Source organism: Streptomyces sp. NBC_00483 (assembly GCF_036013745.1).
GTDB lineage: Bacteria > Actinomycetota > Actinomycetes > Streptomycetales > Streptomycetaceae > Streptomyces.
Genome location: NZ_CP107880.1, coordinates 9,166,822 through 9,187,983 on the forward strand (window position 1 = coordinate 9,166,822; position 21,162 = coordinate 9,187,983).

Annotated in this window: 19 protein-coding genes; 9 read left to right on the forward strand and 10 right to left on the reverse strand. The window is 71.1% G+C overall.

Annotated features, from left to right (window positions below; translation table 11 throughout):
* The first annotated feature begins 97 nt into the window (after positions 1 to 97).
* Positions 98 to 1,315: an alpha-hydroxy acid oxidase gene (locus OHA73_RS41000; protein ID WP_327657802.1), complete on the forward strand. Its 1,218-nt coding sequence runs from the start codon at positions 98 to 100 to the stop codon at positions 1,313 to 1,315.
* 105 nt (positions 1,316 to 1,420) lie between these two features.
* Here OHA73_RS41000 and OHA73_RS41005 read toward each other — a convergent pair whose 3' ends face one another.
* Positions 1,421 to 2,965 carry an FMN-binding glutamate synthase family protein gene (locus tag OHA73_RS41005; RefSeq protein ID WP_266723953.1) on the reverse strand — a complete coding sequence of 515 codons (1,545 nt, stop codon included), beginning with the start codon at positions 2,963 to 2,965 and terminating at the stop codon, positions 1,421 to 1,423.
* A 379-nt stretch (positions 2,966 to 3,344) separates the two neighbouring features.
* Here OHA73_RS41005 and OHA73_RS41010 point away from each other — a divergent pair, with 379 nt between their 5' ends.
* Positions 3,345 to 5,333: a glycoside hydrolase family 3 protein gene (locus tag OHA73_RS41010; RefSeq protein WP_327657803.1), complete on the forward strand. Its 1,989-nt coding sequence runs from the start codon at positions 3,345 to 3,347 to the stop codon at positions 5,331 to 5,333.
* Positions 5,334 to 5,360: 27 nt separating this feature from the next.
* On the opposite strand, the gene OHA73_RS41015 is transcribed toward OHA73_RS41010, so the two are convergent.
* Positions 5,361 to 6,029 (reverse strand): TetR/AcrR family transcriptional regulator, encoded by a 669-nt coding sequence (locus OHA73_RS41015; RefSeq protein WP_327657804.1) that lies wholly within the window; start codon positions 6,027 to 6,029, stop codon positions 5,361 to 5,363.
* Positions 6,030 to 6,185: 156 nt separating this feature from the next.
* Here OHA73_RS41015 and OHA73_RS41020 point away from each other — a divergent pair, with 156 nt between their 5' ends.
* Positions 6,186 to 6,578, forward strand: coding sequence for a cupin (locus OHA73_RS41020; protein ID WP_267067698.1), 393 nt, complete (start codon positions 6,186 to 6,188; stop codon positions 6,576 to 6,578).
* A 50-nt stretch (positions 6,579 to 6,628) separates the two neighbouring features.
* On the opposite strand, the gene OHA73_RS41025 is transcribed toward OHA73_RS41020, so the two are convergent.
* Positions 6,629 to 6,982, reverse strand: a complete 354-nt coding sequence (locus tag OHA73_RS41025; RefSeq protein ID WP_327657805.1) for an FAD-dependent oxidoreductase — start codon at positions 6,980 to 6,982, stop codon at positions 6,629 to 6,631.
* A gap of 431 nt (positions 6,983 to 7,413) precedes the next feature.
* Positions 7,414 to 8,631, reverse strand: coding sequence for an FAD-dependent monooxygenase (locus tag OHA73_RS41030; protein ID WP_327658626.1), 1,218 nt, complete (start codon positions 8,629 to 8,631; stop codon positions 7,414 to 7,416).
* Between the two features lie 448 nt (positions 8,632 to 9,079).
* On the opposite strand from OHA73_RS41030, the gene OHA73_RS41035 reads away from it, so the two are divergent.
* From OHA73_RS41035 to OHA73_RS41050, 5 genes are all read left to right on the forward strand, one after another.
* Complete coding sequence (locus tag OHA73_RS41035) at positions 9,080 to 10,387, forward strand: sulfite oxidase (protein WP_327657806.1); 1,308 nt, start codon at positions 9,080 to 9,082, stop codon at positions 10,385 to 10,387.
* A gap of 82 nt (positions 10,388 to 10,469) precedes the next feature.
* On the forward strand, positions 10,470 to 10,550 hold the full coding sequence (locus OHA73_RS45870; protein WP_353962433.1) for a putative leader peptide: 81 nt from the start codon (positions 10,470 to 10,472) through the stop codon (positions 10,548 to 10,550).
* A 256-nt stretch (positions 10,551 to 10,806) separates the two neighbouring features.
* Positions 10,807 to 11,364 carry an NADPH-dependent FMN reductase gene (gene ssuE / locus OHA73_RS41040; protein ID WP_266723965.1) on the forward strand — a complete coding sequence of 186 codons (558 nt, stop codon included), beginning with the start codon at positions 10,807 to 10,809 and terminating at the stop codon, positions 11,362 to 11,364.
* Complete coding sequence (locus tag OHA73_RS41045; RefSeq protein ID WP_327657807.1) at positions 11,361 to 12,557, forward strand: SfnB family sulfur acquisition oxidoreductase; 1,197 nt, start codon at positions 11,361 to 11,363, stop codon at positions 12,555 to 12,557. The genes ssuE and OHA73_RS41045 overlap by 4 nt, the downstream gene beginning before the upstream one ends.
* 135 nt (positions 12,558 to 12,692) lie before the next feature.
* Positions 12,693 to 13,784, forward strand: coding sequence for an LLM class flavin-dependent oxidoreductase (locus OHA73_RS41050; protein ID WP_327657808.1), 1,092 nt, complete (start codon positions 12,693 to 12,695; stop codon positions 13,782 to 13,784).
* Positions 13,785 to 13,801: 17 nt separating this feature from the next.
* Here OHA73_RS41050 and OHA73_RS41055 read toward each other — a convergent pair whose 3' ends face one another.
* Genes OHA73_RS41055 through OHA73_RS41065 form a run of 3 tightly spaced genes read right to left on the reverse strand, consistent with a single transcriptional unit; the run spans position 13,802 to position 15,832 of the window.
* On the reverse strand, positions 13,802 to 14,950 hold the full coding sequence (locus tag OHA73_RS41055) for a Gfo/Idh/MocA family protein (RefSeq protein WP_327657809.1): 1,149 nt from the start codon (positions 14,948 to 14,950) through the stop codon (positions 13,802 to 13,804).
* Positions 14,935 to 15,633 carry a ThuA domain-containing protein gene (locus OHA73_RS41060; protein ID WP_327657810.1) on the reverse strand — a complete coding sequence of 233 codons (699 nt, stop codon included), beginning with the start codon at positions 15,631 to 15,633 and terminating at the stop codon, positions 14,935 to 14,937. Before OHA73_RS41060 ends, OHA73_RS41055 begins: the two co-directional genes overlap by 16 nt.
* 34 nt (positions 15,634 to 15,667) lie before the next feature.
* Positions 15,668 to 15,832, reverse strand: a complete 165-nt coding sequence (locus tag OHA73_RS41065) for a hypothetical protein (RefSeq protein ID WP_267067693.1) — start codon at positions 15,830 to 15,832, stop codon at positions 15,668 to 15,670.
* Positions 15,833 to 16,028: 196 nt separating this feature from the next.
* Between OHA73_RS41065 and OHA73_RS41070 the strand changes: the two genes are divergently transcribed.
* Entirely contained in the window at positions 16,029 to 17,060 is a 1,032-nt protein-coding gene (locus tag OHA73_RS41070; RefSeq protein ID WP_267067692.1) for a LacI family DNA-binding transcriptional regulator, read from the forward strand.
* Positions 17,061 to 17,095: 35 nt separating this feature from the next.
* Here OHA73_RS41070 and OHA73_RS41075 read toward each other — a convergent pair whose 3' ends face one another.
* From OHA73_RS41075 to OHA73_RS41085, 3 genes are all read right to left on the reverse strand, one after another.
* Entirely contained in the window at positions 17,096 to 18,196 is a 1,101-nt protein-coding gene (locus tag OHA73_RS41075; RefSeq protein WP_327657811.1) for a sulfite oxidase, read from the reverse strand.
* Between the two features lie 122 nt (positions 18,197 to 18,318).
* Entirely contained in the window at positions 18,319 to 19,929 is a 1,611-nt protein-coding gene (locus OHA73_RS41080) for an acyl-CoA dehydrogenase family protein (protein ID WP_327657812.1), read from the reverse strand.
* Entirely contained in the window at positions 19,926 to 21,149 is a 1,224-nt protein-coding gene (locus OHA73_RS41085; RefSeq protein WP_327657813.1) for an acetyl-CoA C-acetyltransferase, read from the reverse strand. Before OHA73_RS41085 ends, OHA73_RS41080 begins: the two co-directional genes overlap by 4 nt.
* Positions 21,150 to 21,162 lie beyond the last annotated feature (13 nt).

The following is a 21,162-nucleotide window of genomic DNA, read 5'->3' on the forward strand; positions in this document are numbered from 1 at the left end:
ACGGATCATGGCCCTGTAATTTGCCGTCCACGGGCGCATCGTCCGTCGCCACGGCCGCCCGCAGGACCGCATTCGTCACGCACCGCAGGAGGAACCCATGAAACACCGACTGCCCCAGATCTCCGAGCTGCGCCCCCTGCTGAAGTTCGACGGGTTCAACCCCGACAGGCGCGCCGCCCGGCTCGGGAAGGCCGCCGACGTGTGGGATCTGCGCACGATAGCCAGGCGCCGTACACCCCGCCCGGCGTTCGACTACGTGGACGGCGCGGCGCAGCGGGAGTTGACGGTGCGGCGGGCGCGCAGGGCATTTGATGACGTCGTGCTTCTGCCGCGCATCCTGCACGGGACCGAGAAGGTGGACCTGAGCACGAGGATCGCGGGCGCGTCGTCCGAGCTGCCGTTCGGGATCGCGCCCACCGGGTTCACGCGCTTCATGCACGCGGAGGGTGAGGACGCCGGAGCCACCGCGGCCGCCAAGGCCGGCATTCCGTTCTCGCTGTCGACCATGGGCACTCGCTCGCTCGAACACGTCGCCGCCGCGGCACCGGACGGGCGCCGCTGGTTCCAGCTGTACCTCTGGAAGGACCGGCAGAAGTCGCTCGACCTCCTCCAGCGGGCCACGGCGAGCGGCTTCGACACGCTGCTTGTCACCGTGGACACCCCGGTGGCGGGGCAGCGGCTGCGTGACGCCCGCAACGGCATGGTGATCCCGCCGAGGCTCACCCTCAAGACCGTGCTCGACGCCTCGTACCGGCCCGAGTGGTGGTTCAACTTCCTCACCACCGACCCGCTCAGCTTCGCCTCGCTGTCCGGTACGAGCCAGGACCTGCCGTCGCTCATCAACTCGATGTTCGACCCGACCCTGTCGATCGAGGACCTGGAATGGATCCGGTCCCAGTGGCCGGGGAAGCTGTTCGTCAAGGGTGTCCTCACGGCCGAGGACACCCGCCGCTCGCTCGACGCAGGCGCCGACGGCCTCGTCGTGTCCAACCACGGCGGACGCCAACTCGACCGCGCACCCGTCTCGTTCCACGCCCTGCCCGAGGTACGGGCCGAGGCCGGCGACGACGTGGAGATCATCCTCGACTCCGGCATCATGTCCGGCGCCGACATCGTCGCCGCCCTCTGCGCCGGCGCCGACTTCACCCTCATCGGGCGTGCCTACCTGTACGGGCTGATGGCCGGCGGCCGCGAAGGTGTGTCACGAGCCGTCGAACTGCTCGCCAGGGAGATCGAGGTGACCATGCAGCTCATCGGGGCGGCGACGATCGCCGACCTCGGACCGCATCTGCTGCGCACGCGGCACACGGGCTGATGCGGGTGCCCGCCGACGGTGACAGGGACGGGTGGACATCATCACCGGTCACCGTCGGACGGGGCAGACTCGGAAGCGGCGTACAGGGCAACCTCGGAAGGCGGCTCAGACGCCCGGCTTGGGCTCCGGCTCCGGCCGCGTGGTGAGGAGTTCGGTGATCTCCTGGGCGAGGTCCGTGCCGAGTTCGCCCCAGCCGGCCTTGTAGCCGTAGACGCTCGCCAGCGTACGGGCGTCGTAGTCGCCGTTCATGATGTCGATGTCATCGGGCGTGATGAGCGACGGGTGGGCGACGCCGACCGCGCCCGACACCTTCAGCAACTCCTTGCGCAGGGTGCGCAGATACATGGCGGCGCGGGTGGCCTTCGAGGGCGCGTCGAGGCCGCGCACCAGCCAAGGGTCCTGGGTGGCGATGCCGGTGGGGCACTTGTCGGTGTGGCACTTCTGCGCCTGGATGCACCCTATGGACAACATCGCCTCGCGGGCTACGTTGATCATGTCGACGCCCAGGGCGAAGGCGACCGCGGCGTTCTCGGGCAGGCCGAGCTTGCCGGAGCCGATGAAGGTGAGCCGGTCGGTCAGGCCACGCTCGGCGAACGTGCTGTACACGCGCGAGAAGCCCATCCGGAACGGCAGCGACACCGAGTCGCTGAAGATCAGGGGAGCGGCGCCGGTGCCACCCTCCCCGCCGTCGATGGTCACGAAGTCGACGCCGCGGTCACCGCGCGCCATCAGGGTGGCGAGCTCCTCCCAGAAGCTCATCTCGCCGACCGCGCTCTTGATGCCGACCGGGAGCCCGGTCTCCGTGGCGAGCAGCTCCACGAAGTCCAGCAGGGAGTCCACGTCGTGGAACGCGGTGTGCCGCGAGGGCGAGGCGCAGTCCTTGCCGGCGGGGATGCCGCGGATCCCGGCGATCTCGGAGGTCACCTTCGCGCCCGGCAGCATTCCGCCGAGCCCCGGCTTGGCGCCCTGCGAGAGCTTGATCTCCAGCGCCTTTACGGGAGCGCTGTCGACGACGGCCTTGAGCTTGTCGAGGTTGAACGTGCCGTCCTCGTTGCGGCAACCGAAGTACGACGTGCCGATCTGGAGGATCAGGTCACCGCCGCTGCGGTGGTACGAGGAGAGGCCGCCTTCACCGGTGTTGTGCATCGTCCCGGCCAGCGCCGCGCCCTTGTTGAGCGCCGTGATCGCCGCGCCGGACAGCGAACCGAAGCTCATCGCCGAGATGTTCACGACGCTCGCGGGCCGGAACGCCTTGGCGCGCCCACGCGGTCCGCCGAGCACCTTCGCCGAGGGCAGCGGGGCCTGCGGGTCGTGCAGGTCGGGGAGCGCCCCGGCGAACGTGCGCTGCTTGACGTACGCGTGGCCCTGCACGTGCTCGACGTCGTTGTCGGTGCCGAAGCCGAAGTAGTTGTTCTCCTCCTTCGCCGACGCGTAGATCCAGCTGCGCTGGTCGCGGCTGAAGGGACGCTCCTCGTCGTTGGACGTGACGACGTACTGGCGCAGCTCCGGGCCGATCGTCTCCAGCAGGTACCGGGCGTGCCCGATCACGGGGAAGTTCCGCAGCAGTGCGTGCTTCTTCTGCACGAGGTCGCGGGCAGCGACCACCGCCAACGCGGTGGCGGCCGCCGCACCGATGTTCCGAGCACGCATGATGTTCCTCTCCTCGACTGCTCGATACCCGACGTCACCGCTGGGCGGCGGACGACGTGGACGCCCGACGTCGAACTCGGCCGGTCAGGCTCGGGCGTTCGACGGCGAAGCGCCACCTGATCGTAGAGGTCGGGGGTCGGGGAGGGCGTGACCGGGGGCGGGCGGGCACTCCCTCCCGCCAACAGCCATGGGGCGCGGAGCACTTCGCTTGTCACAGCTCTTGTATTGCTTGAACCTGCAACCTACTTTGAAGGCGCTCCGGTGATGTATCGCTTCACAGCATGAAGACGTGGCCCTCCGCTGCCGCCGCCCGTCAAACGGCGAATCGGCTGCAGGAGGCCTTGTACGCGCTCAAGTGGACCTCGATGGAGAGGAACGCATGCGTTCACGCAATCACCCCACGGGCGGCCGGCGAAGACTGGCCCTCGGGGCCGCCATCACCACCGTCGCCGCCCTCGTCGCCCAGCCGGGCATGCTCACCGCACCGGCCGGCGCCCACGGGAAACCGTCCGCCCCGCCCCGCCTGGAATCACGCGACGTACCGATCCTGGCCAAGGACGGCATCCGCTTCCGCGACCTGAACCGCGACGGCCGCCTCACGCCCTACGAGGACTGGCGCCTGAGCGCCACCGCACGCGCCCGTGACCTGCTGTCCCGGATGACCCTGGAGGAGAAGGCAGGGCTCCTCGTCCACGGCAACCTCCCCACATCGGGCGACGGATACGACGCGGCCGCGACGGCCCAACTGGTCGGCGAACGCCACGTCACCACCGCCATCACCCGCCTGTCGAAGTCGCCGGAGAAGGTCGCCGCGGCCAACAACAGCGTGCAGGCGATCGCCGAGAAGCAACGCCTCGGCATCCCCGCCGTGATCTCCACCGACCCGCGCAACGGGTTCTCCGTGGTCGAGGGCCAGACCGTCGCCGGCGCGGGCACGACGGCCATGCCCGACGCCATCGGCATCGCCGCCGCCCACAACACGCGCCTCACCGAGCGGCTCGGTGACATCGTCCGCCGCGAGTACCGGGCCGTGGGCATCACCGAAGGCCTGTCGCCGCAGGCGGACATCGCCACCGAGCCCCGATGGACCCGCATCGACGGCACCTTCGGCTCGGACCCGGAGACCGCGGGCCGCCAAGTGAACGCCTACGTCAAGGGAATGCAGCACGGCGCCGACGGCCTCGGCCCGGACAGCGCGGCCACCGTCACGAAACACTGGGTGGGCTACGGCGCCCAGGCGAACGGCTACGACAGCCACTACTACTACGGCCGCTACGCCACGTTCCCCGGCAAGAACTTCGCCGACCACATCACGCCGTTCAAGGGCGCGTTCGCCGCGCACACCTCCGGCATCATGCCCACGTACTCGATCCTCAAGGACCTCACGTACAAGGGCCACAAACTGGACCAGGTGGGCGCGGGCTTCAACTCGTACCTCCTGAAGGACCTTCTCCGAGGCACCTACAAGTTCGACGGAGTCATCGTCTCGGACTGGGGCATCACCGGCGACTGCCCGCAGCAGTGCCTCGACAACCGGCCCCCGGCGTCCTTCATCGGGCCGTGGGGCGTCGGCATGCCCTGGGGCGTCGAGAACCAATCGATCCTCCAACGCACGGCGCTCACCCTGAACGCGGGCGTCGACCAGATCGGCGGCAGCGACCAACCCTCGTACGTCGTCCAGGCCGTACGGCAGAAGCTGGTCGGCGAGCAGCGGGTGAACGAGGCGGCGCGGCGCGTGCTGGAGCAGAAGGTCCGCCTCGGCCTGTTCGAGAACCCGTACGTGGACGAGGACGCGGCCGGGCGCCTGGTCGGCAACGTCGCGTTCCAGGCGGTGGGCGACAAGGCGCAGTCCGACTCCCTCACCCTCCTCAAGAACAGCGACCGAACCCTGCCCGCGCGTGGCGGCAAGGTCCGCACCGTCTACCTGTACGGCGTCTCCGTCGACGAGGCGAAGGCGCGCGGCCTGAAGGTGGTGGACGACCCGGCCGACGCCGATCTGGCGGTGGTACGACTCGCGGACCCCAGGGCCGGCTCCGACCTCACGGGCCTGGAGTTCCCCGACTCCGACCCCGCGTACCAGGCCCTGCGCAAGGCCGCGTCCACCGGCACCCCGACGGTCGCCGTCCCCAAACTGACCCGCCCACTGATCCTGACAAACGTCACCCGCGCCGCCGACGCGGTCATGGCCAACTTCGGTGTCTCCGACGCCGTCCTGCTCGACACGATCTTCGGCAAACGCAGCCCGGACGGCAGGCTCCCCTTCGAGCTGCCGTCCTCGATGAAGGAGGTGGAGGCGCAGCGGGGCGACGTACCCGACGACACGGCGCATCCGCTGTACGAGCGGGGGTTCGGCCTCAACTACCGGTGACCGGGCTCGCCCATCCGCAGCGAGTTATCAGCGGCTGACGGCCAGGCCGTCCACCAGGGCTCGGAGACCGTCCTTGTAAGTGTCCTTCGCGGTCAGTGGAGCCCAGCGGTCCGAGGCCTGTGCCAAGCGCGGCAGCTCGCTCGGATCGAGATCGGCGAAGACCTGTTCCCGGTAGGTCGTACGGTCACCGTCGGCGCGCCGCCGGGCCGCCGTTGTCCTGACCACGATTTCGCCCGCGGTGTAGTACCAGATCGCGCGGTAGCCGTGCACGGCCTGGTCGAGGGAGAGCCCGCACTCGACCAGGCCGTCGACGATCTGCTCGACGAACCACAGCGCGGACGTGGACATCAAGTCGTCGGCGGTCAGCACCTCCACGATCCAGGGGCAGGCGGCGAGCGCCTCGTGGATCGCCGCGGCGGCGACAACGACCCGCTCGCGAGGGCCGGCGGGAAGCTCGGGGCGGGTCAGCTCCCGCGCCGCGTAGTCGTCCAGCAGCAGGACGAGCAGTTCTTCCTTGTCGCGCACGTGGTGGTAGAGCGCCATCGGCGTACTGCCGATCTCGGCGGCCAGCCGACGCATGGTCAGCTTGTGCACGCCCTCCTCGGTCACGATCCGGCGAGCTGTCCCGATGATTTCCTCGCGAGAGATACGGGGAGGTCGGCCCGGGGTTTTGCGCGGTGTTGACGGCTGCGGCATGCCCCCATCATCCCCCAGTAGTCGACACGGGCGACCCTCGGCGCTACATTTTCTTACACGTACAGAAAACCTCGAGGGCGGCCCGAGGTGGTGCCGACGGCAGCGGCCGCACCTACAACCCACCACCCCCGCACAGAAGTTGAGAGGAACACCGCCATGACAACCACCAGCATTGACCTGTTCGCCTCGGCGCTGCACTTCAGCGCCGACGGTGGTGTCCGAGCCGCCGAACGACAGATGTCCGGCAGCGACTCCGACGCCTGGCAGATCGCCACCTTCCACGTCGAGACCGACGCCGATGTGCACGCCGACCACTGGGAGATGCACCCGGAAGCCGAGGAGGCGGTGTGCTGCCTGACCGGAGGTGTCCGCCTGTACTTCCGTCCCGACGGGTCCGGCTCCGAGGACATGGTTCAGTTGCGGGCGGGCGCCGCTGCGGTCGTTCCTCGCGGCCGCTGGCACCGCCTCGAACTGGACGCACCCAGCGACCTGATGTCGATCACCCTCCGCAAGGGCACCCTCCTCGAAAGGCGCATCGACGCCCCCTGAGTGCCGAATTGGGGGTGCTCACGAGCGTTGGGGGAGCATGCACTGCGTGACTACCCCAGGACCGTGCCCGACGATTCCGTGTTGACCTCGCGCTTTCGGGAGAAGGTGCCGATGGCGACGTAGAAGCCCGGCAGGGCCGTCTTGTCGTAGATGGGCGTCCAGTCGTCGGCGACGTCGTACACGCCGGCGACGCCCTGGGGCCGGTTCGGGACGGCGAGGTCGGGGAAGCACCGGGCGGCGCGGGTGACTTGGGCCTCGAAGCGCTCCACGGTGGGGTTCGGGTTCGCGGCGTCCGGATCCTCGATCCACTCCAGCGGATCGCACTCCGGCTCGGTGCCGCCGATGAGCAGGTTCCCGCCGGTCTCGGGGCGCATGTACGTGCCCAGGTCCATGTCGCTGATCACGAAGAAGTCGGCGTCGGGCGCGAGGAGCGGGGCGGGGGCGAGCCACTCATGTGGTCAAGATCTTCCGGGTCACGAGTCTGTCCCGGTGGGTGTACGAATCCGAATGCGGGTTGTCTCGCGGAAGACCTGACGAACTCTGGGTAAGGGTTGTACGTTCGGTTGCGGCGGTCGCGGATGCGTCTCGCCACGGCCCCCTGTCCCCGGGCTCCTTTGTGCAGACCACAGGCGGCTGGGGCCGCGTCGCCGACCTTCGGCGGTCCCAGCTCACGCCCTGTCATGTGCTGTGCGGAGTGGCCTCCCGCGCTCTCCGCCCCGTGCAGGGCGTCCGCGTGGGGGAGGGAAGGGGAGCTTCCCTCCCCCACGCTCGGCGGCGTCCCGCCGGAGTGTTCCGTCCGGCGGAAGTCGCTGCTTCTTGCCTGCCCGAAATGTGTTCACGTACGCGCCCGGGGTGTCCCGCCGAACGCCCCCGTCCCGTCCGTCCGTTGCCACCACGCCTCCAGGCCCGCCTGGTCGAGGGACCGCCAGTCCGGGGTCTCCTGGACCAGGCCACGGCCCAGCCGCCGGCCCAGGTCGACCATGACCCGGCCGGTGGGCGCGCGGTCGGCGTCGTACGCGGACAGGGCCTCCGGCCAGGTGGAAGCGGAGGTCAGGGCCGACTGGAGGGCCGTGGCGTCCTGCAACGCCTTGACGGCGCCCGCGCCCGTGTGCGGGCGGGCGACCGTGGCGGCGTCGCCCATCAGCAGCGCCCTGTCCACCGCGTAACGCAGCGCCGTGAAGTCGTAGAGGGGCTGCAGGAACAGCTCGTCGTATGTCGTCGCCCGCACCACGTCGCCCCAGAAGGATGGCAACAACTCGGCGGCCACGTACGCGAGATGGGCGCGGAGGCCGTCGCCCGCCGTGCCCGGATGCAGCGTCGTGGGAGTCTGTAGACCCTGGTCGAGGCCGGACGGCGGGGCCGTGTACAGGACCCAGTTGACCCGGTGGACACCCGGGGCGCCGTCCGGGATGCGGTACGTGACCAGGTGTCCGCCCGGGAAGACGACGTACACGCACTCGTCCTCGGCCCACAGGTCCGCATCGCGCAGCCGGTCCGACGGGTAGGCGCCGCGCCAGGCCAGGTATCCGGCGTAACCCGGCTGGACGTCGGGGTACACGGCCGCGCGGACCGCCGACCGGTAGCCGTCCGCGCCGATCACCACGTCGTAGCGGTCGGTGTGCCCGTCCGCGTGCACGGCGGCGCCCTCCGGCGTCACCTCGACCGCCTCGACCGTCGAGCCGTGCCGGAAGTCCGCCGCCTCGGGCACCCGGCCGCGCAACTCGCGCCAGAGCGGCCCCCAGTTGTAGGTGCGGAACGGGAACGGCAGCACCGCGAGCTCGCGCCCCAGCGGGCCGCTCGCCGCCGCGTCGTCCCGCACGTACCAGCGGCGGCGGGTGACCTGGTGATACGGCATCGACGCGTCGACGAGGCCGGCCAACTCCAGTTCGGCGTAACGGGCGTTGTGCATGGCGAGGCCGACGCCGCGGTCGGCCAGGCGGCCCGCCGCACGCTCGTACACGGTGACCTCGTCGGCCCCGCCACGCCGCAGCGCGAGCGCCGCCGCGCACCCCGCGATGCTTCCACCTACGACCGCGACCTTGCCGCCACGCATATCCACGCCCCCGTGGTTCGTCCATTGGCTGTGTACGTCGCCGGATTCGCGTGACGTACTGGCGTCATGATGCCAGCGGGGCGCGTGCGGGGGCCGGGACGCGCCGATGTCCGTCCTCGATCGGCCGTCGGCGGCCATGGCCATGACCGTGGTGCCGCGACCCGCGCCCGCTCCACCGAGGCCCCAACCACCTGGAGGCCAGGCGCCGTTGACACCCTCGCGCCCCGCGTGCTTGCATCGCGCCATGCCACCGCTGGAGCCTCTGACGCGTCGCCGCACCGTGGACCTCGTCCGCGTCGCTGCCGCGCTGTGTCGGTTCCCCGGCTGATCACTCGCCGCCTCGGTCCGGTACCCAACTGCCGTATGCACCCGCTCTGTTGGGTGCGCTGGTCCGGCCGCCACACGTCCCGCGCGCCGCCGCCTTCCCCGTTGATCACGAGGACCCGCCATGCCTGAGTCCGCCCTGCCCGAATCCGCCGTGCCGGCGCCGCCCCGCCCGGCAGCCCGCCTCGACGAGACCGCCTACGACCGGCGCAGACTGCGCCAGTGGCTGGCCGGGGACGCCCGCGCGGACGGGGTCAGCCGCCGCCGGCTGCTCACCCTGCTCGCCGCCACGGCCGCCGCCACCGCGCTCCCGGCGCCGCGCCCGGCCCACGCCGCTGACACCCCCATCGTCAAACCGCTGCCGCCCGAGTGGTTCATCCAGCGCGGCACCAACGCCGAGACCCGCTGGGAGGCGCTGCGAGGGACCGGCCATCTCACCCCCAACGAGCGGTTCTTCGTCCGCAATCACACCGCCACCCCCGTCCTGGACGCAGACGACTGGCGGTTGCGGTTGTGGGGCAGCGGGCTGCGGGGCGCGCACGGCGAGGACAGGCCGGTGGAGTTCGGCTACGACGATCTGCGCGCCCTGCCCGCCGTCACCCGGACCGCGTTCGTCGAGTGCGCCGGGAACGGGCGCAGCTACTACACGTCCCAGCAGGGCGAGACGGTGACCGGAACCGCGTGGACGCTGGGCGCGGTCGGCGTCGCACGATGGCGCGGGGCGCGCCTGGGCGACGTACTCCGGAAGGCGGGGCTGTCGTCGGGCGCCGTCGACGTACAACCGCGTGGGCTGGACGCCGAGTACATCAGCGAAGGGGAGAACCTCGGCCGGGTGCGGCGTCCGCTGCCGCTGGCCAAGGCGCTGGACGACGTCCTGCTCGCGTACGAGATGAACGGCGAGCCGCTGCCGTACGACCATGGCTACCCGGTGCGGGTGCTGGTTCCGTCGTGGGTGGGGATCGCCTCGATCAAGTGGGTCGGTGACATCGAGGTGTCCGCGCAGCCGCTGTTCTCACCGTGGAACACCGCCTTCTACCGGCTGTTCGGCCCCGGCTACCCGGAGAACGGCAGCGCGCCGCTGACCCGGCAGACCATCAAGAGCGCCTTCGAGCTGGCGAGCGGCGCCCGGTTCCCGGTGGGGGAGGGACAGGTGCTGCACGGCCGGTCCTGGTCGGGGGCGGGCGGCGTCGCGCGGGTCGATGTCAGCACCGACGGCGGGGCCAGCTGGCGGCCCGCCCGGCTGCACGACCGGCCCCGCGCGGGCACATGGACCCGCTGGTCCGTGCCTTGGAGGCCCGACACCTCCGGCGCCACCCATGTCCTGGCCCGAGCCACCGACACCGCGGGCCGCAGCCAGCCGGACGTCGCGGTGCCCAACACGCAGGGATACCTCTTCGACGCGGTGGTGCGGCATCCGGTGACGGTGGTGTGACGGCGACTTCCGGCTCTCAGAATGTGGAATCGGGTCCGTGCGCTGTTGACCGGCGGGACTTTCCGCTGCTTTGATCGATGACATGAAGCGACAGGACCTCACGCAGCGACGCCACGTCGATCTCGCGCGTGTCTCCAGCTCCTTCTGTCGTTGTCGGGTCTGAGCGCACCCCGCGAAAAACCCTCGCACACGCGTCGCTCCCCTTCCCCCCTCGCGGATCCCACCCGCTGACGTCCCCTTTCAGGAACGTCGCTCCCGTGCGCCCCGATTCGGGCCACTGACCCCACTGCTGCCCCTCGTACGTGAGTTGGAGGCGCAAGCCGTCGACACGGACGCCGCGTCCGTCCCGGCCCACGCCTGACCAACCCGCCTCCGCCCGACCCGTCTTGAGCGTCCCGAACCCAGAAAGAAGGCCCCCCATGGCCACCGTCCTGTCCGTCTCCGGCAGTCCGTCCCCCACCTCCCGCACCGCCCGTCTCCTGCGCGCGCTCGACACCCGGCTGACCGGACAGGGGCACGAGGTGATCCCGCTCGATGTGCGCACGATCCCGGCCGAGGCCCTGCTCCACGCCGACTTCCGGCATCCCGCGATCGTCGAGGCCACCGCCCTGTTCGAGCGGGCGGACGGGGTCGTGGTCGGCACACCGGTCTACAAGGCTGCCTACTCGGGGTTGCTGAAGTCGCTCCTCGACCTGCTCCCGCAGTACGCGCTGGCCGGAAAGACGGTGCTCCCGCTGGCCACCGGCGGCTCCACCGCCCATGTGCTGGCGATCGACTACGCCCTGCGTCCGGTCCTCGCCTCCATGGGGCCCGCGCACATCACGCCGGGCTGGTTCACGCTCGACAAGGACATCAAGGTGGGCGACGACGGCACGCTGACCGTCGCGCCCGGCTCTGCGGAGGCCCTGGCCCAGGTCACCGACCAGTTCTCCGCCGCGCTGGGTGGCCGCACGAAGCTGCTCGCGGCCACCGGATGAGCGCCGCGACCGTGCTCGCCGACGACGCCGAAGCCCTGGCCGTCGCCGCCGAACTCGCCGCGGAATTCCGCAAGGAGGCCGCCGAGCGGGACACGTTGCGCAGGCTCCCGCGCGCCGAGCTGGAACGCCTTTCGGCCTCCGGGCTGCTCGGCGTGACGGTGCCACGGGAGTTCGGCGGCGCGGACGTCCGCACCGAGACGCTCGCCGAGATCTTCCGGCTCCTTGCCGCCGCCGACGCCAGCCTGGCGCAGATACCGCAGAGCCACTTCGTGTACGTCAACGTGCTGCGCCGGCAAGGCACGCCGGATCAGCAGGAGTTCTTCTTCGGTGAGGTGCTGCGGGGGAGGCGGTTCGGCAACGCGCAGTCCGAGGCGGGCACGCAGCACGTGCAGGACATCCGCACCCGGCTCGCGCGCGGGCCGGACGGGGCGTACGTCCTCGACGGCGTCAAGCACTACTCCACCGGGGCGCTGTTCGCCCACTGGATCCCCGTCCTCGCCCGCGCCGACGACGACACCCTGCACGTGGCGTACGTGCCGCGGGACGCGCCCGGTCTCACGGTGGTGGACGACTGGGACGGCATGGGGCAGCGCACCACCGCCAGCGGAACCGTCCGCCTGGAGTCGGTGCCCGTACCCGCCGACCGGGTCGTGCCCCATCACCTCACGTTCCAAGGGCCTCAACTACACGGCGCTGTAGCCCAGTTGCTGCACGCCGCCATCGACGCCGGGATCGCCTCCGGTGCGCTGGGGGAGGCGGTGGAGTTCGTCCGCACCAAGAGTCGCCCCTGGTTCGAGAGCGTCGACGAGGGGCACGCGAGCGCCGCCGACGACCCGCTGCTCATCCAGCGGTTCGGCGAACTGGGCATCCGGGTACGGGCCGCGGACGCGCTGCTCGCCGTCGCTGCCAGGTCCGTGGACGCAGCCCGCGCCGACCTGACCGACGACACGGCGGCCGAGGCGTCGATCGCGGTGGCCGCGGCGAAGGTGACGGCGGCCGAAGTCGCCGTGGAGACGGCCAGTGCCCTCTTCGAGGTCTCCGGCACCCGCTCGGCCCTCAACTCCCTTGACCTGCATCGCCATTGGCGTGACGCCCGCACCCACACCCTGCACGATCCGGGCCGCTGGAAGGTCCAGCACATCGGCCGCTACGTACTCAACCGGACCCGTCCGCCCCGGCACGGCCTGCTGTAGCAACGGCCTGCTGCAACAACGGCCGGCTGTAACAGGCGACCCTGATCGGAGAACCCCAGTGCCCCTTACCTTCCACCGGCGCCTCCCCACTGACGTACGCGGCGAGACTGACGTACGCGGCGAGCAGGTGGCATCGTGAAGTTCCTCGCCATCACCCTCATCACCCACCGGCCCGACCCGGTCACCGGCATACAGAAGCCGACCCACGACCGGTTCCGTGAGGTGCTCCAACACGCGGTGCTCGCCGAGGAGTTGGGGTTCGACGGGTTCGGTGTGGGGGAGCGGCACGAGCGGCCGTTCATCTCTTCCTCGCCGACCGTCGTGCTCAGCCACATCGCCGCGCTGACCAGACACATCCGCCTCTTCACCGCGGTGACCACGCTCAGCCTCCTCGACCCCGTGCGTGCCTACGAGGACTACGCCACGCTCGACCACCTCTCCGACGGGCGCCTCGACCTGATCATCGGCAAGGGCAACGGGACCGCCCAGCGCGAGCTGTTCCACGTCACGCCCGAGGACCAGTGGGACCGCAACGCCGAGAGCTACGAGGTGTTCCGGAAGCTCTGGCGGCAGGACAAGGTCACCGCGGCGACCCGGTTCCGTCCGCCGCTTGCCGACGCCGAGGTGTGGCCGCGGCCGTACCAGCAGCCGGTCCGGGTCTGGCACGGCAGCGCCACCAGCAAGGAGTCGGTGGACCTCGCGGCCCGCTACGGCGACCCGCTGTTCTCGGCCAACGTCACCAACCCCATCGAGCCGTACGCCGAGCTGATCCGCCACTACCGCGAGCGCTGGGAGCACTACGGCCACGACCCGGCGAAGATCGCCGTGGGCGCCGGTACGGCCGGGCTGTTCGTGGCCCGCACCTCCCAGGAGGCGGTGAAGGTGTACCGGCCGATCTTCGAGTCGACGCTGGCGTTCCAGGGGCAGTCCGGCCTTCCGGTGGTCTTCGAGACCGTGGAGGACTTCGTCGAACGCAGCTCCGCCCTGATCGGCAGCCCGCAACAGGTCATCGAGAAGGTGCACCGCTACCACGAGCAGTTCGGGCACTCGGTGCTGCATCTGCACGCGGACGGCGGCGGGCTGACGGACACTCAGCACCGGGACTCTCTCGAACTGTTCCAGTCAGAGGTCGCCTCGGTGCTGCGGCACGAGCTCCCCGACCCGCCGTTCGCCTGGGAGCCCGTGCTCCCGGCGCCGCCGGTCGTCGAGGAACCCGTGCGCGTCTGACCCGGGCAGAGCTCCCGCTAGGGCGCACCCACCCCCGCACGCGACAGGTCGGCGAGCGGCACCGGCGCCGGGCGCGGGGCGCGGCTGGACACCGTGACGGAGGTGCCGCCCGCCGCCGATTCGAGCAGGGACTCCATGATGTCCAGCACGTGGTACGCCAGCGTGCCCGACGCACGCGGCTCGTGCGTCGGGGGCGTGGCGGCCAGATCGGCGATGCCGTAACCGCGGCCCGAGTCGCTGTAGCCGGCGGAGACCGGGAGGGCCTCCCACGTCTCGCCGCCGAGGCGGAACAGGCGTGTGTCGCCGGCGAAGTGGTTCGGGTCGGGGACCGCGAGGGACCCTTGCGGCCCGTGGATCTCGATGTTCGAGGAGTGTGTCGCGACCGCGTCGAAGCTCACCACGAGGGTCGACAGCGCGCCGGACTCGTGCACCAGCACCCCCGTGACATGGGTGTCGACCTCGACCGGCACCCGCTCACCGGCCCGCGGACCGCTGCCGATCTCCCGTTCGGGGCGGGGGTGGCTCGCCGCCCCGATCACCGAGGTGACCGGTCCGAGGAGGGTGACCAGGGCCGTGATGTAGTACGGCCCCATGTCGAGGAGCGGGCCGCCGCCCGGCGCGTAGTAGAAGTCCGGGTTGGGGTGCCAGCGCTCGTGTCCCGGTGTCACCATCGTCGCTGTCGCCGCGACCGGGCGGCCGATGAGCCCGTCGTCGATGGCCTTGCGCGCGGTCTGGATGCCGGTGCCGAGCACCGTGTCCGGCGCGCAGCCGACGACGACGCCCGCCTGCCGGGCGGCCTCCAACACCTGGCGGGCCTCGTCCGTGGTGGCCGCGAGCGGTTTCTCGCCGTACACGTGCTTGCCTGCCGCGATCGCCCTGAGGGCTATCTCGGCGTGCGCGGCGGGGATCGTGAGGTTGAGGACGAGGTCCACGTCGTCGGCGGCGAGCAACTCCTCGACGGTGACCGCACGTACGCCCCCGTCCCACTCCTTCGCCACCGCACGCGCACGCTCCGCGTCCAGGTCGGCTACGGCGACCAACTCGACGTCCGCCAGCCTGCGCAGACTCGCCAGGTACTGGCCGACGATGGTCCCGCATCCGATGATGCCGACGTTCAACGGCCTGTCCGGGTTCAACGGCTTGCCCACGTTCAACGGCTTGCCCACAGCAGGCCCCTTTCGACGATGGTGCGCACGCTCGGGTGCTCGAGGTCCTCGACGTGGTGGCCCGGTGTGCACACGAAGATGCGGCCCTTGCCCCACTTCCGTGTCCAGATGGCCGGCGAGGTGACCTCCCGGTGCCACGGGTCCCAGGCGCGGATCTTCTGCGTGGTGGTGGCGAGCACGTCGATGTAGTCGTCCGCGAGGACCCAGTACTGCTCGGTGACGAGGTCGAAGTCCTCGATGCCCTCGGTGACGGGGTGTTGGGCGGCGGCCGGGAGCATGTTCACCGTGTACGGGACGTAGTTGTCCGCCTGCTCGCCCTTGCGCTCGTCGGGGTGCTTGCCGGGATGGCAGGCGAACTGGCCGCCGATGAGGTGCAGATAGTCCGCGGTGTTCCGGTAGGAGTCGGCGATCCCGCCGTGCCATCCGGCGAGCCCGGTCCCGTTCTCGACGGCCGTGCGCAGCCCCGCGAACTCCTCCCGCTCGATCGTGGACATCGTCATGCACTGCATCACCAGGTCCACGCCTGCCATGTACGCCGCGTCGGCGTAGACCTTGGGCGAGTCCTCGATGCGTACGTCGTAGCCGTTGGCCTTCAGGTGCGGGATGAACAGGTCGGTGGCCTGGACGGGTTGGTGCCCGTCCCAGCCTCCGCGTACGACGAGTGCCTTCTTGGCGGTGGTCACAGAACTCCTTTGCCGGGTGAGAGGGGTACGGGTGTCACTTGCCGAAACCGGCCGTGAGGCCGCTGACGAGCTGCCGGCGCGCGATGACGTACACGACGAGCTGCGGCAGCGTCGCGAGGATGGCCCATTCCGTGCAGCCGTCCAGGCGTCCGCGGATGCCGCTGAGGCCGCGGAGCCCGCTGAATCTGCTGGAGGCCATGGTCGTCCGTTCCTCGGCGTTGAGAGACGGGGATCGAAATATTTCGAAGATTGTTCGAGACCCCGGAACCGTAGAAGTGGCGACGGGGACGGTCAAGAGGCCGTGCAGCAGAAAGATTTGGCGCCCGGGGTTGACGCCGATGACGCCGCGTCCCAAGCTGCCGTCACCGAAAATATTTCGATACCCAGGAGACCCTGTGCCGCTCCCGTCCTCCTCCGTCAAGCCGACCCTGGCCGCCATCGCGCACGGCACCGGAGTCTCCACGGCGACGGTGTCCAAGGTCGTCAACGGCCGGGCGGACGTGGCCGACGAGACCCGGGCGAAGGTGCTGGCCGCACTCGAGGAGGCCGGCTACCGCTCGCCGTCCCAGCGCCGGGCACCCTCGGGGCCCGACGTCGTCGAGGTCGCCTTCGACGCGATCGACTCCGCGTATCCCTCGGCGCTGCTCAACGGCATCCTCGACCACGCCGCGAGCACCGGCGTCGAGGTCGTCGTCAGCACCACCGGACGCCAGCGCACCACCGAACGCGGCCTCGGCCGCAAGGCGCAGCGCATCATCAACGAGGGCCGCGCCGGAGTCATCGTCGTGACCTCGGCCTACGGCGAGTCCGGACTCGCCGCCTTCCTCCGCCGGCACATCCCCGTCGTGGTCATCGACTCCTACAACCCGCCGCCCGCCGACGTCGTCAGCGTGGGGGCCGCCAACTGGGCGGGAGGCAAGGCCGCCACCGAACACCTCCTGGGCCTCGGCCACCGCCGTATCGCCTACCTCGGCGGCCCGGAGACGATCGAGTGCAACCAGGCGCGCCTGCACGGCTATCTCTCCGCGCTCGCCTCGCGTGGCATCGAGGCCGACCCCGGCCTCGTCCTGCACGGCCGCTTCCGCGCCGAGTACGGCATCGAAGGGCTGAGCACCCTCCTGTCCCGTACGCGACCGCCGACCGCGGTCTTCGCGGGCAACGACGCGATCGCCGTCGGCGTGCTGCGCGAGGGCCGCAGGCGCGGCATCCGGGTACCGGAGGACCTGAGCCTCGTCGGCTTCGACGGCACGGCCCTCGCCCGCGACTCCGTCCCTGCCCTCACTTCCGTCGCCCAGCCCCTGCAGGAGATGGGCCGCGCCGCCCTGCGCGCCGTACTGCGCCAGGCGCGGGGCGAACAGCCCGACACGCATCGCGTGGAGCTGGCGACGCAACTGGTCGTACGGGAGTCAACGGCTGTGCTGGAGTGAGGAGTTGGGGACTCGTGACCTACCGGTCCGGCGCCTCAGCCGGTGACCTCTGCCGCGACCTGCACGGGATGGTCGAGGATCTGGTTGTTGAGGTAGCCGAGTCGGTTCCACGGGACGTGGGCCGGCTGGGTGCGGCCCGTGTCGTCCGTGGCGCGGATCGAGATGGTGTGCTTGCCCGGGTCGGGGGTCCAGGTGAAGTGCCAGCGGGTCCAGGCGCCGGCCTCCCGGGAACCGGTGAGCCGGGCCTCGTGCCACGGGCCCCGGTCGATGCTGTAGGCCACCGAGGCGATGCGCTGCTCCCCGGCGAACGACCGTCCTCGTACGAGCTGGGGCTCCGGCTTCAGGTGTGCGGGCCAGTCGAGTTCCACCAGGCTGGTCACCGGGAGTTCGTTGATGGGTGTGCCCAGGACGGGTCCGTGCGCCGGGTGGTCGGGGCCGATGAGGACGTAGTCCTCGGTGTTCCAGGGGACGTGGATCGGTCTGCGGGACACCTCGATGCGGCCGACCCACTTGATGCTCGCCGCCCCCAGCCAGCCGGAGACCACGACCCGGGCCGGGAAGCCGTGGTCGGGCGGTAGCGGCTCGCCGTTCATGGCCAGGGCGAGCAGGGTGTCGTCGGCCATCGCCTTGTCCAGGGGCATGGGCCGCCGGGCGCCGCACTCGTCGAGCGCCACCGGCATGACGTCGTGCGCGTCCGGGCAGACGCCCGCTGCCTCGAGCAGGTCACGCAGCCGTACGCCGGTCCACTCGGCGGTGCTGACCGCGCCGCGGCCCCATGGCGTCCCCGCGATGCGCTGACCGTGCTGCCTGCCGAACAGCACACGGCGATTGCCAGCGCACTCGATCGTGCGCGTGACGGAGACCAGCGGGAACGCCCGCCACAGATCGTCGTAGCCGAAGGTGACGGGCGACCGCACGGCATCGCCCTCGATCCGCAGCGACCACCCCTCGACGTCGATCCGGGGCGTGGGGGAGTGGCTGCGGACGAAGAAGCGGTCGTTGGGGGTCAGGTGGCCGGGCATCCGGTCCGCCCGGGTACCGAAGTCCAGACCGGTGCCGGTGTCCTCCATCAGCTTGTCGGAGGTCGGCTTGACCACTCCGGGCACTGCGGTGACTGCCGTGTCGGTTGTCGTCATGTCCTCAGCGTCGGCCCCCGCGCTGCGGGCTGGTAGCCGCTTGTTCCCTATGAGCCCATAAGCGGGGCCTATGCCCTTTAAGTGGTTGGGGATGCCTCCTCAAGTGGTTTGGGGGTGACCCCTCAAGTAGTTGGGGGTGCCCCCTTCGCCAGCTGCCGCGCGATCACCCGGAGCGCCAGCACCTCGTCCGCTCCCTCGAAGATCGACAGGACGCGGGCGTCGACGAAGAGGCGGGACACCGCGTACTCCTCGGCGTAGCCATAGCCGCCGTGCAGCTGCTGGGCCTCGCGGGTGACCCATTCCGCGTCCCGGCAGGCCAGTTGTTTGACCTGGGCCGCCGGTAGGACGCCTTCGCCCGCCGTGATGGCCCGCGCCGCCGTGGCGGTGAAGGCGCGGCAGGCCGCGATGTGGGCGGCCATGCGGGCCAGCTTGGCCCGGGTGAGCTGGAAGGAGGTGAGGGGGTGGCCGAAGACGGGGCGTTGCCGTGCGTGGTCGGCAGCCAGTTCCAGGGCCGACTGCATCACGCCGACCGCGCGGGCCGCCGTCTGTAGACGGGCGTTGGCGAAGGCCTGCATCTGTAGATAGAACCCGCGGCCGAGGCCCTCGTCGAGGCCGATGAGGTTGTCCGCCGGGACCCGGAACCCGTCGAAGGTGACCTCGAACGAGTGCATGCCGCGGTAGCCGAGCGTGCGGATCGCGCGGCCCTCCGCCGAGCCGCCGCCGTCCTGCGTGACCTGCCACTCGTGGCCGGGGAACGACGGCTTCTCGACGACGAACAGGGACAGGCCGCGGTGGCCCGCCGAGCGGTCCGGCTGCGTACGGGCGAGTACGAGGAGGTAATGGGCGCGCCCCGCGAAGGTGCACCACGTCTTGACCCCGTTGAGGATCCAGTCCTCGCCGTCGCGCACGGCCGTCGTGGTGATGCCGCCGACATCCGAGCCGTGGTTCGGCTCCGTGACGGCGACACCGCACAGCCGCTCGCCGGTCGCGATGCGCGGCAGCCAGCGGCGGCGCTGCTCCTCCGTGCCGCCGCGCGCGATCGCCGTACCGATGATCTCGGGCCGGGTGATCAGCGAGCCCGCGGCGCCGAGCGAGGCCCGCGAGAGCTCCTCCGTCACCACGACCATGCTGAGCAGCTCGTCCGCGCCGCCCTCGGCGAAGCCGCCGTACTCGGCGGGGATCGAAAGGCCGAAGCAGCCCATCTCGGAGAGGCCGTCGACGATCTCGTCCGGGATGTCCTCGTCGCCCGCGTGGATGGCGTCGGCGACCGGCTTCACCTTCGCCTCGGCGAAGTCGCGGAACGTGGAGCGCACCAGCTGAAGCTCGTCGGAGAGACGGCGCGGGGCCGCCTCGCCGCCGGCCGCGAGGACGCGTTCGGCGACGGTGTCCAGGAACGCGGGCGCGCGCCCGGCCGCGATGTGCTCGGCGGCCGCGTCGAGCACCGTCGTCCCGTCCAGGCCCCACAGGGCTTCGCGGCCTGCCGTCCGGCCCGCCAGATCGGCGGCCGTGTCGGCGGCGAAGAGCAGCGCCAGATCCGCCTCGGCCGCGCTGTGCGCGCCCAGGTCGAGGAGGTGGCGGGCGGCGGCGACCGCCGAGGACACCGAGGCGATGTCGTACGGGACGGTCTGGTCCTCGTCCGTCGCGGGGGCCGCGGCGAGGCGTGCGGAGGCCTTGCCGACGACCTCCTCCAGTGCCTCGACCAGCTCCGTCGCACGCACAAGTGCGGTGGTCACGACGTCACCCGCTCGAAGACCGCCGCCAGGCCCTGGCCGCCGCCGATGCACATGGTCTCCAGGCCGTACCGCGCCTCGCGGCGGTGGAGTTCGCGGGAGAGGGTGGCGAGCATGCGCACGCCCGTGGCGCCGACCGGATGGCCGAGCGAGATGCCGGAGCCGTGCACGTTGGTGCGCTCCAGGTCCTTCTCGCCGAACTCCCACTCGCGCATCACGGCGAGCGCCTGCGCGGCGAAGGCCTCGTTGAGCTCGACGAGGTCGATGTCGGCCAGGGTGAGCCCGGCCCGGTCGAGGGCGACCGCGCTCGCCGGAACGGGACCGATTCCCATCGTCTTCGGCGGCACCCCGGCCACGCCCCAGGAGACGAGACGTACGAGCGGCCGCAGGCCCAACTGCTCCGCGCGCTCGGGGGTGGTGACGACACACATCGCCGCCGCGTCGTTCTGGCCGCTCGCATTGCCCGCGGTGACCGTGGCCTCCGGGTCGGAGTGGCGCAGGATCGGCTTGAGGCGGCCGAGGGACTCCAACGACGTGTCGGCGCGCGGGTGTTCGTCGGTGTCGATGACGGCGCTCTCGTCGGTGGGGCGACGCCCGGGCACCGTCACGGGCACGATCTCCTCGGCGAGGACGCCGTCCGACTGCGCCCGCACGGCGCGCTGGTGGGAGGCGAGGGCGAGACGGTCCTGCTCCTCGCGGCCGATGGCGTACTCGCGGCGCAGGTTCTCCGCCGTCTCCAACATGCCGCCGGGTACCGGGTAGTGGCGGCCTCCGGCGGTGGAGCGGGCGCGCGCGAGGCCGTCGTGCAGCTGGATGGCGGCGCCCTTCGCGCCCCAGCGCATGTCGGTCGAGTAGAACGCCGCGTTGCTCATGGACTCCGTGCCGCCCGCCACGACGACCTCGTGCGCACCGGTCTGCACCTGCTGAGCGGCGTAGAGCACGGCCTGAAGCCCCGAGCCGCAGCGGCGGTCGAGGTGGAGGCCGGGGACGGTGACGGGCAGGCCCGCGTCCAGGGCGACGACGCGGCCGATCGCGGGCGCCTCGCTGTTGCCGTTGCAGTGGCCGAGGATGACGTCCTCGATGGCCTCGGGGTTGAGGCCGGTGCGCTCCAGGAGGCCCTTGAGGGCGGCGACGCCGAGGTCGACGGCGGTCAGCGACTTGAACATGCCGCCGTAGCGGCCGATGGGCGTGCGGACGGGTTCACAGACGACGGCTTCACGCATGGGGTGCTCCTGA

Coding starts and splice junctions, on each gene's coding strand:
- OHA73_RS41005 (WP_266723953.1), bottom strand. CDS start 2,965: ATGCGTGCTCGGAACATCGGTGCGGCGGCCGCCACCGCGTTGGCGGTG.
- OHA73_RS41085 (WP_327657813.1), bottom strand. CDS start 21,149: ATGCGTGAAGCCGTCGTCTGTGAACCCGTCCGCACGCCCATCGGCCGC.
- OHA73_RS41000 (WP_327657802.1), top strand. CDS start 98: ATGAAACACCGACTGCCCCAGATCTCCGAGCTGCGCCCCCTGCTGAAG.
- OHA73_RS41065 (WP_267067693.1), bottom strand. CDS start 15,832: ATGGCCTCCAGCAGATTCAGCGGGCTCCGCGGCCTCAGCGGCATCCGC.
- OHA73_RS41075 (WP_327657811.1), bottom strand. CDS start 18,196: ATGACGACAACCGACACGGCAGTCACCGCAGTGCCCGGAGTGGTCAAG.
- OHA73_RS41035 (WP_327657806.1), top strand. CDS start 9,080: ATGCCTGAGTCCGCCCTGCCCGAATCCGCCGTGCCGGCGCCGCCCCGC.
- OHA73_RS45870 (WP_353962433.1), top strand. CDS start 10,470: ATGAAGCGACAGGACCTCACGCAGCGACGCCACGTCGATCTCGCGCGT.
- OHA73_RS41020 (WP_267067698.1), top strand. CDS start 6,186: ATGACAACCACCAGCATTGACCTGTTCGCCTCGGCGCTGCACTTCAGC.
- ssuE (WP_266723965.1), top strand. CDS start 10,807: ATGGCCACCGTCCTGTCCGTCTCCGGCAGTCCGTCCCCCACCTCCCGC.
- OHA73_RS41045 (WP_327657807.1), top strand. CDS start 11,361: ATGAGCGCCGCGACCGTGCTCGCCGACGACGCCGAAGCCCTGGCCGTC.
- OHA73_RS41010 (WP_327657803.1), top strand. CDS start 3,345: ATGCGTTCACGCAATCACCCCACGGGCGGCCGGCGAAGACTGGCCCTC.
- OHA73_RS41015 (WP_327657804.1), bottom strand. CDS start 6,029: ATGCCGCAGCCGTCAACACCGCGCAAAACCCCGGGCCGACCTCCCCGT.
- OHA73_RS41030 (WP_327658626.1), bottom strand. CDS start 8,631: ATGCGTGGCGGCAAGGTCGCGGTCGTAGGTGGAAGCATCGCGGGGTGC.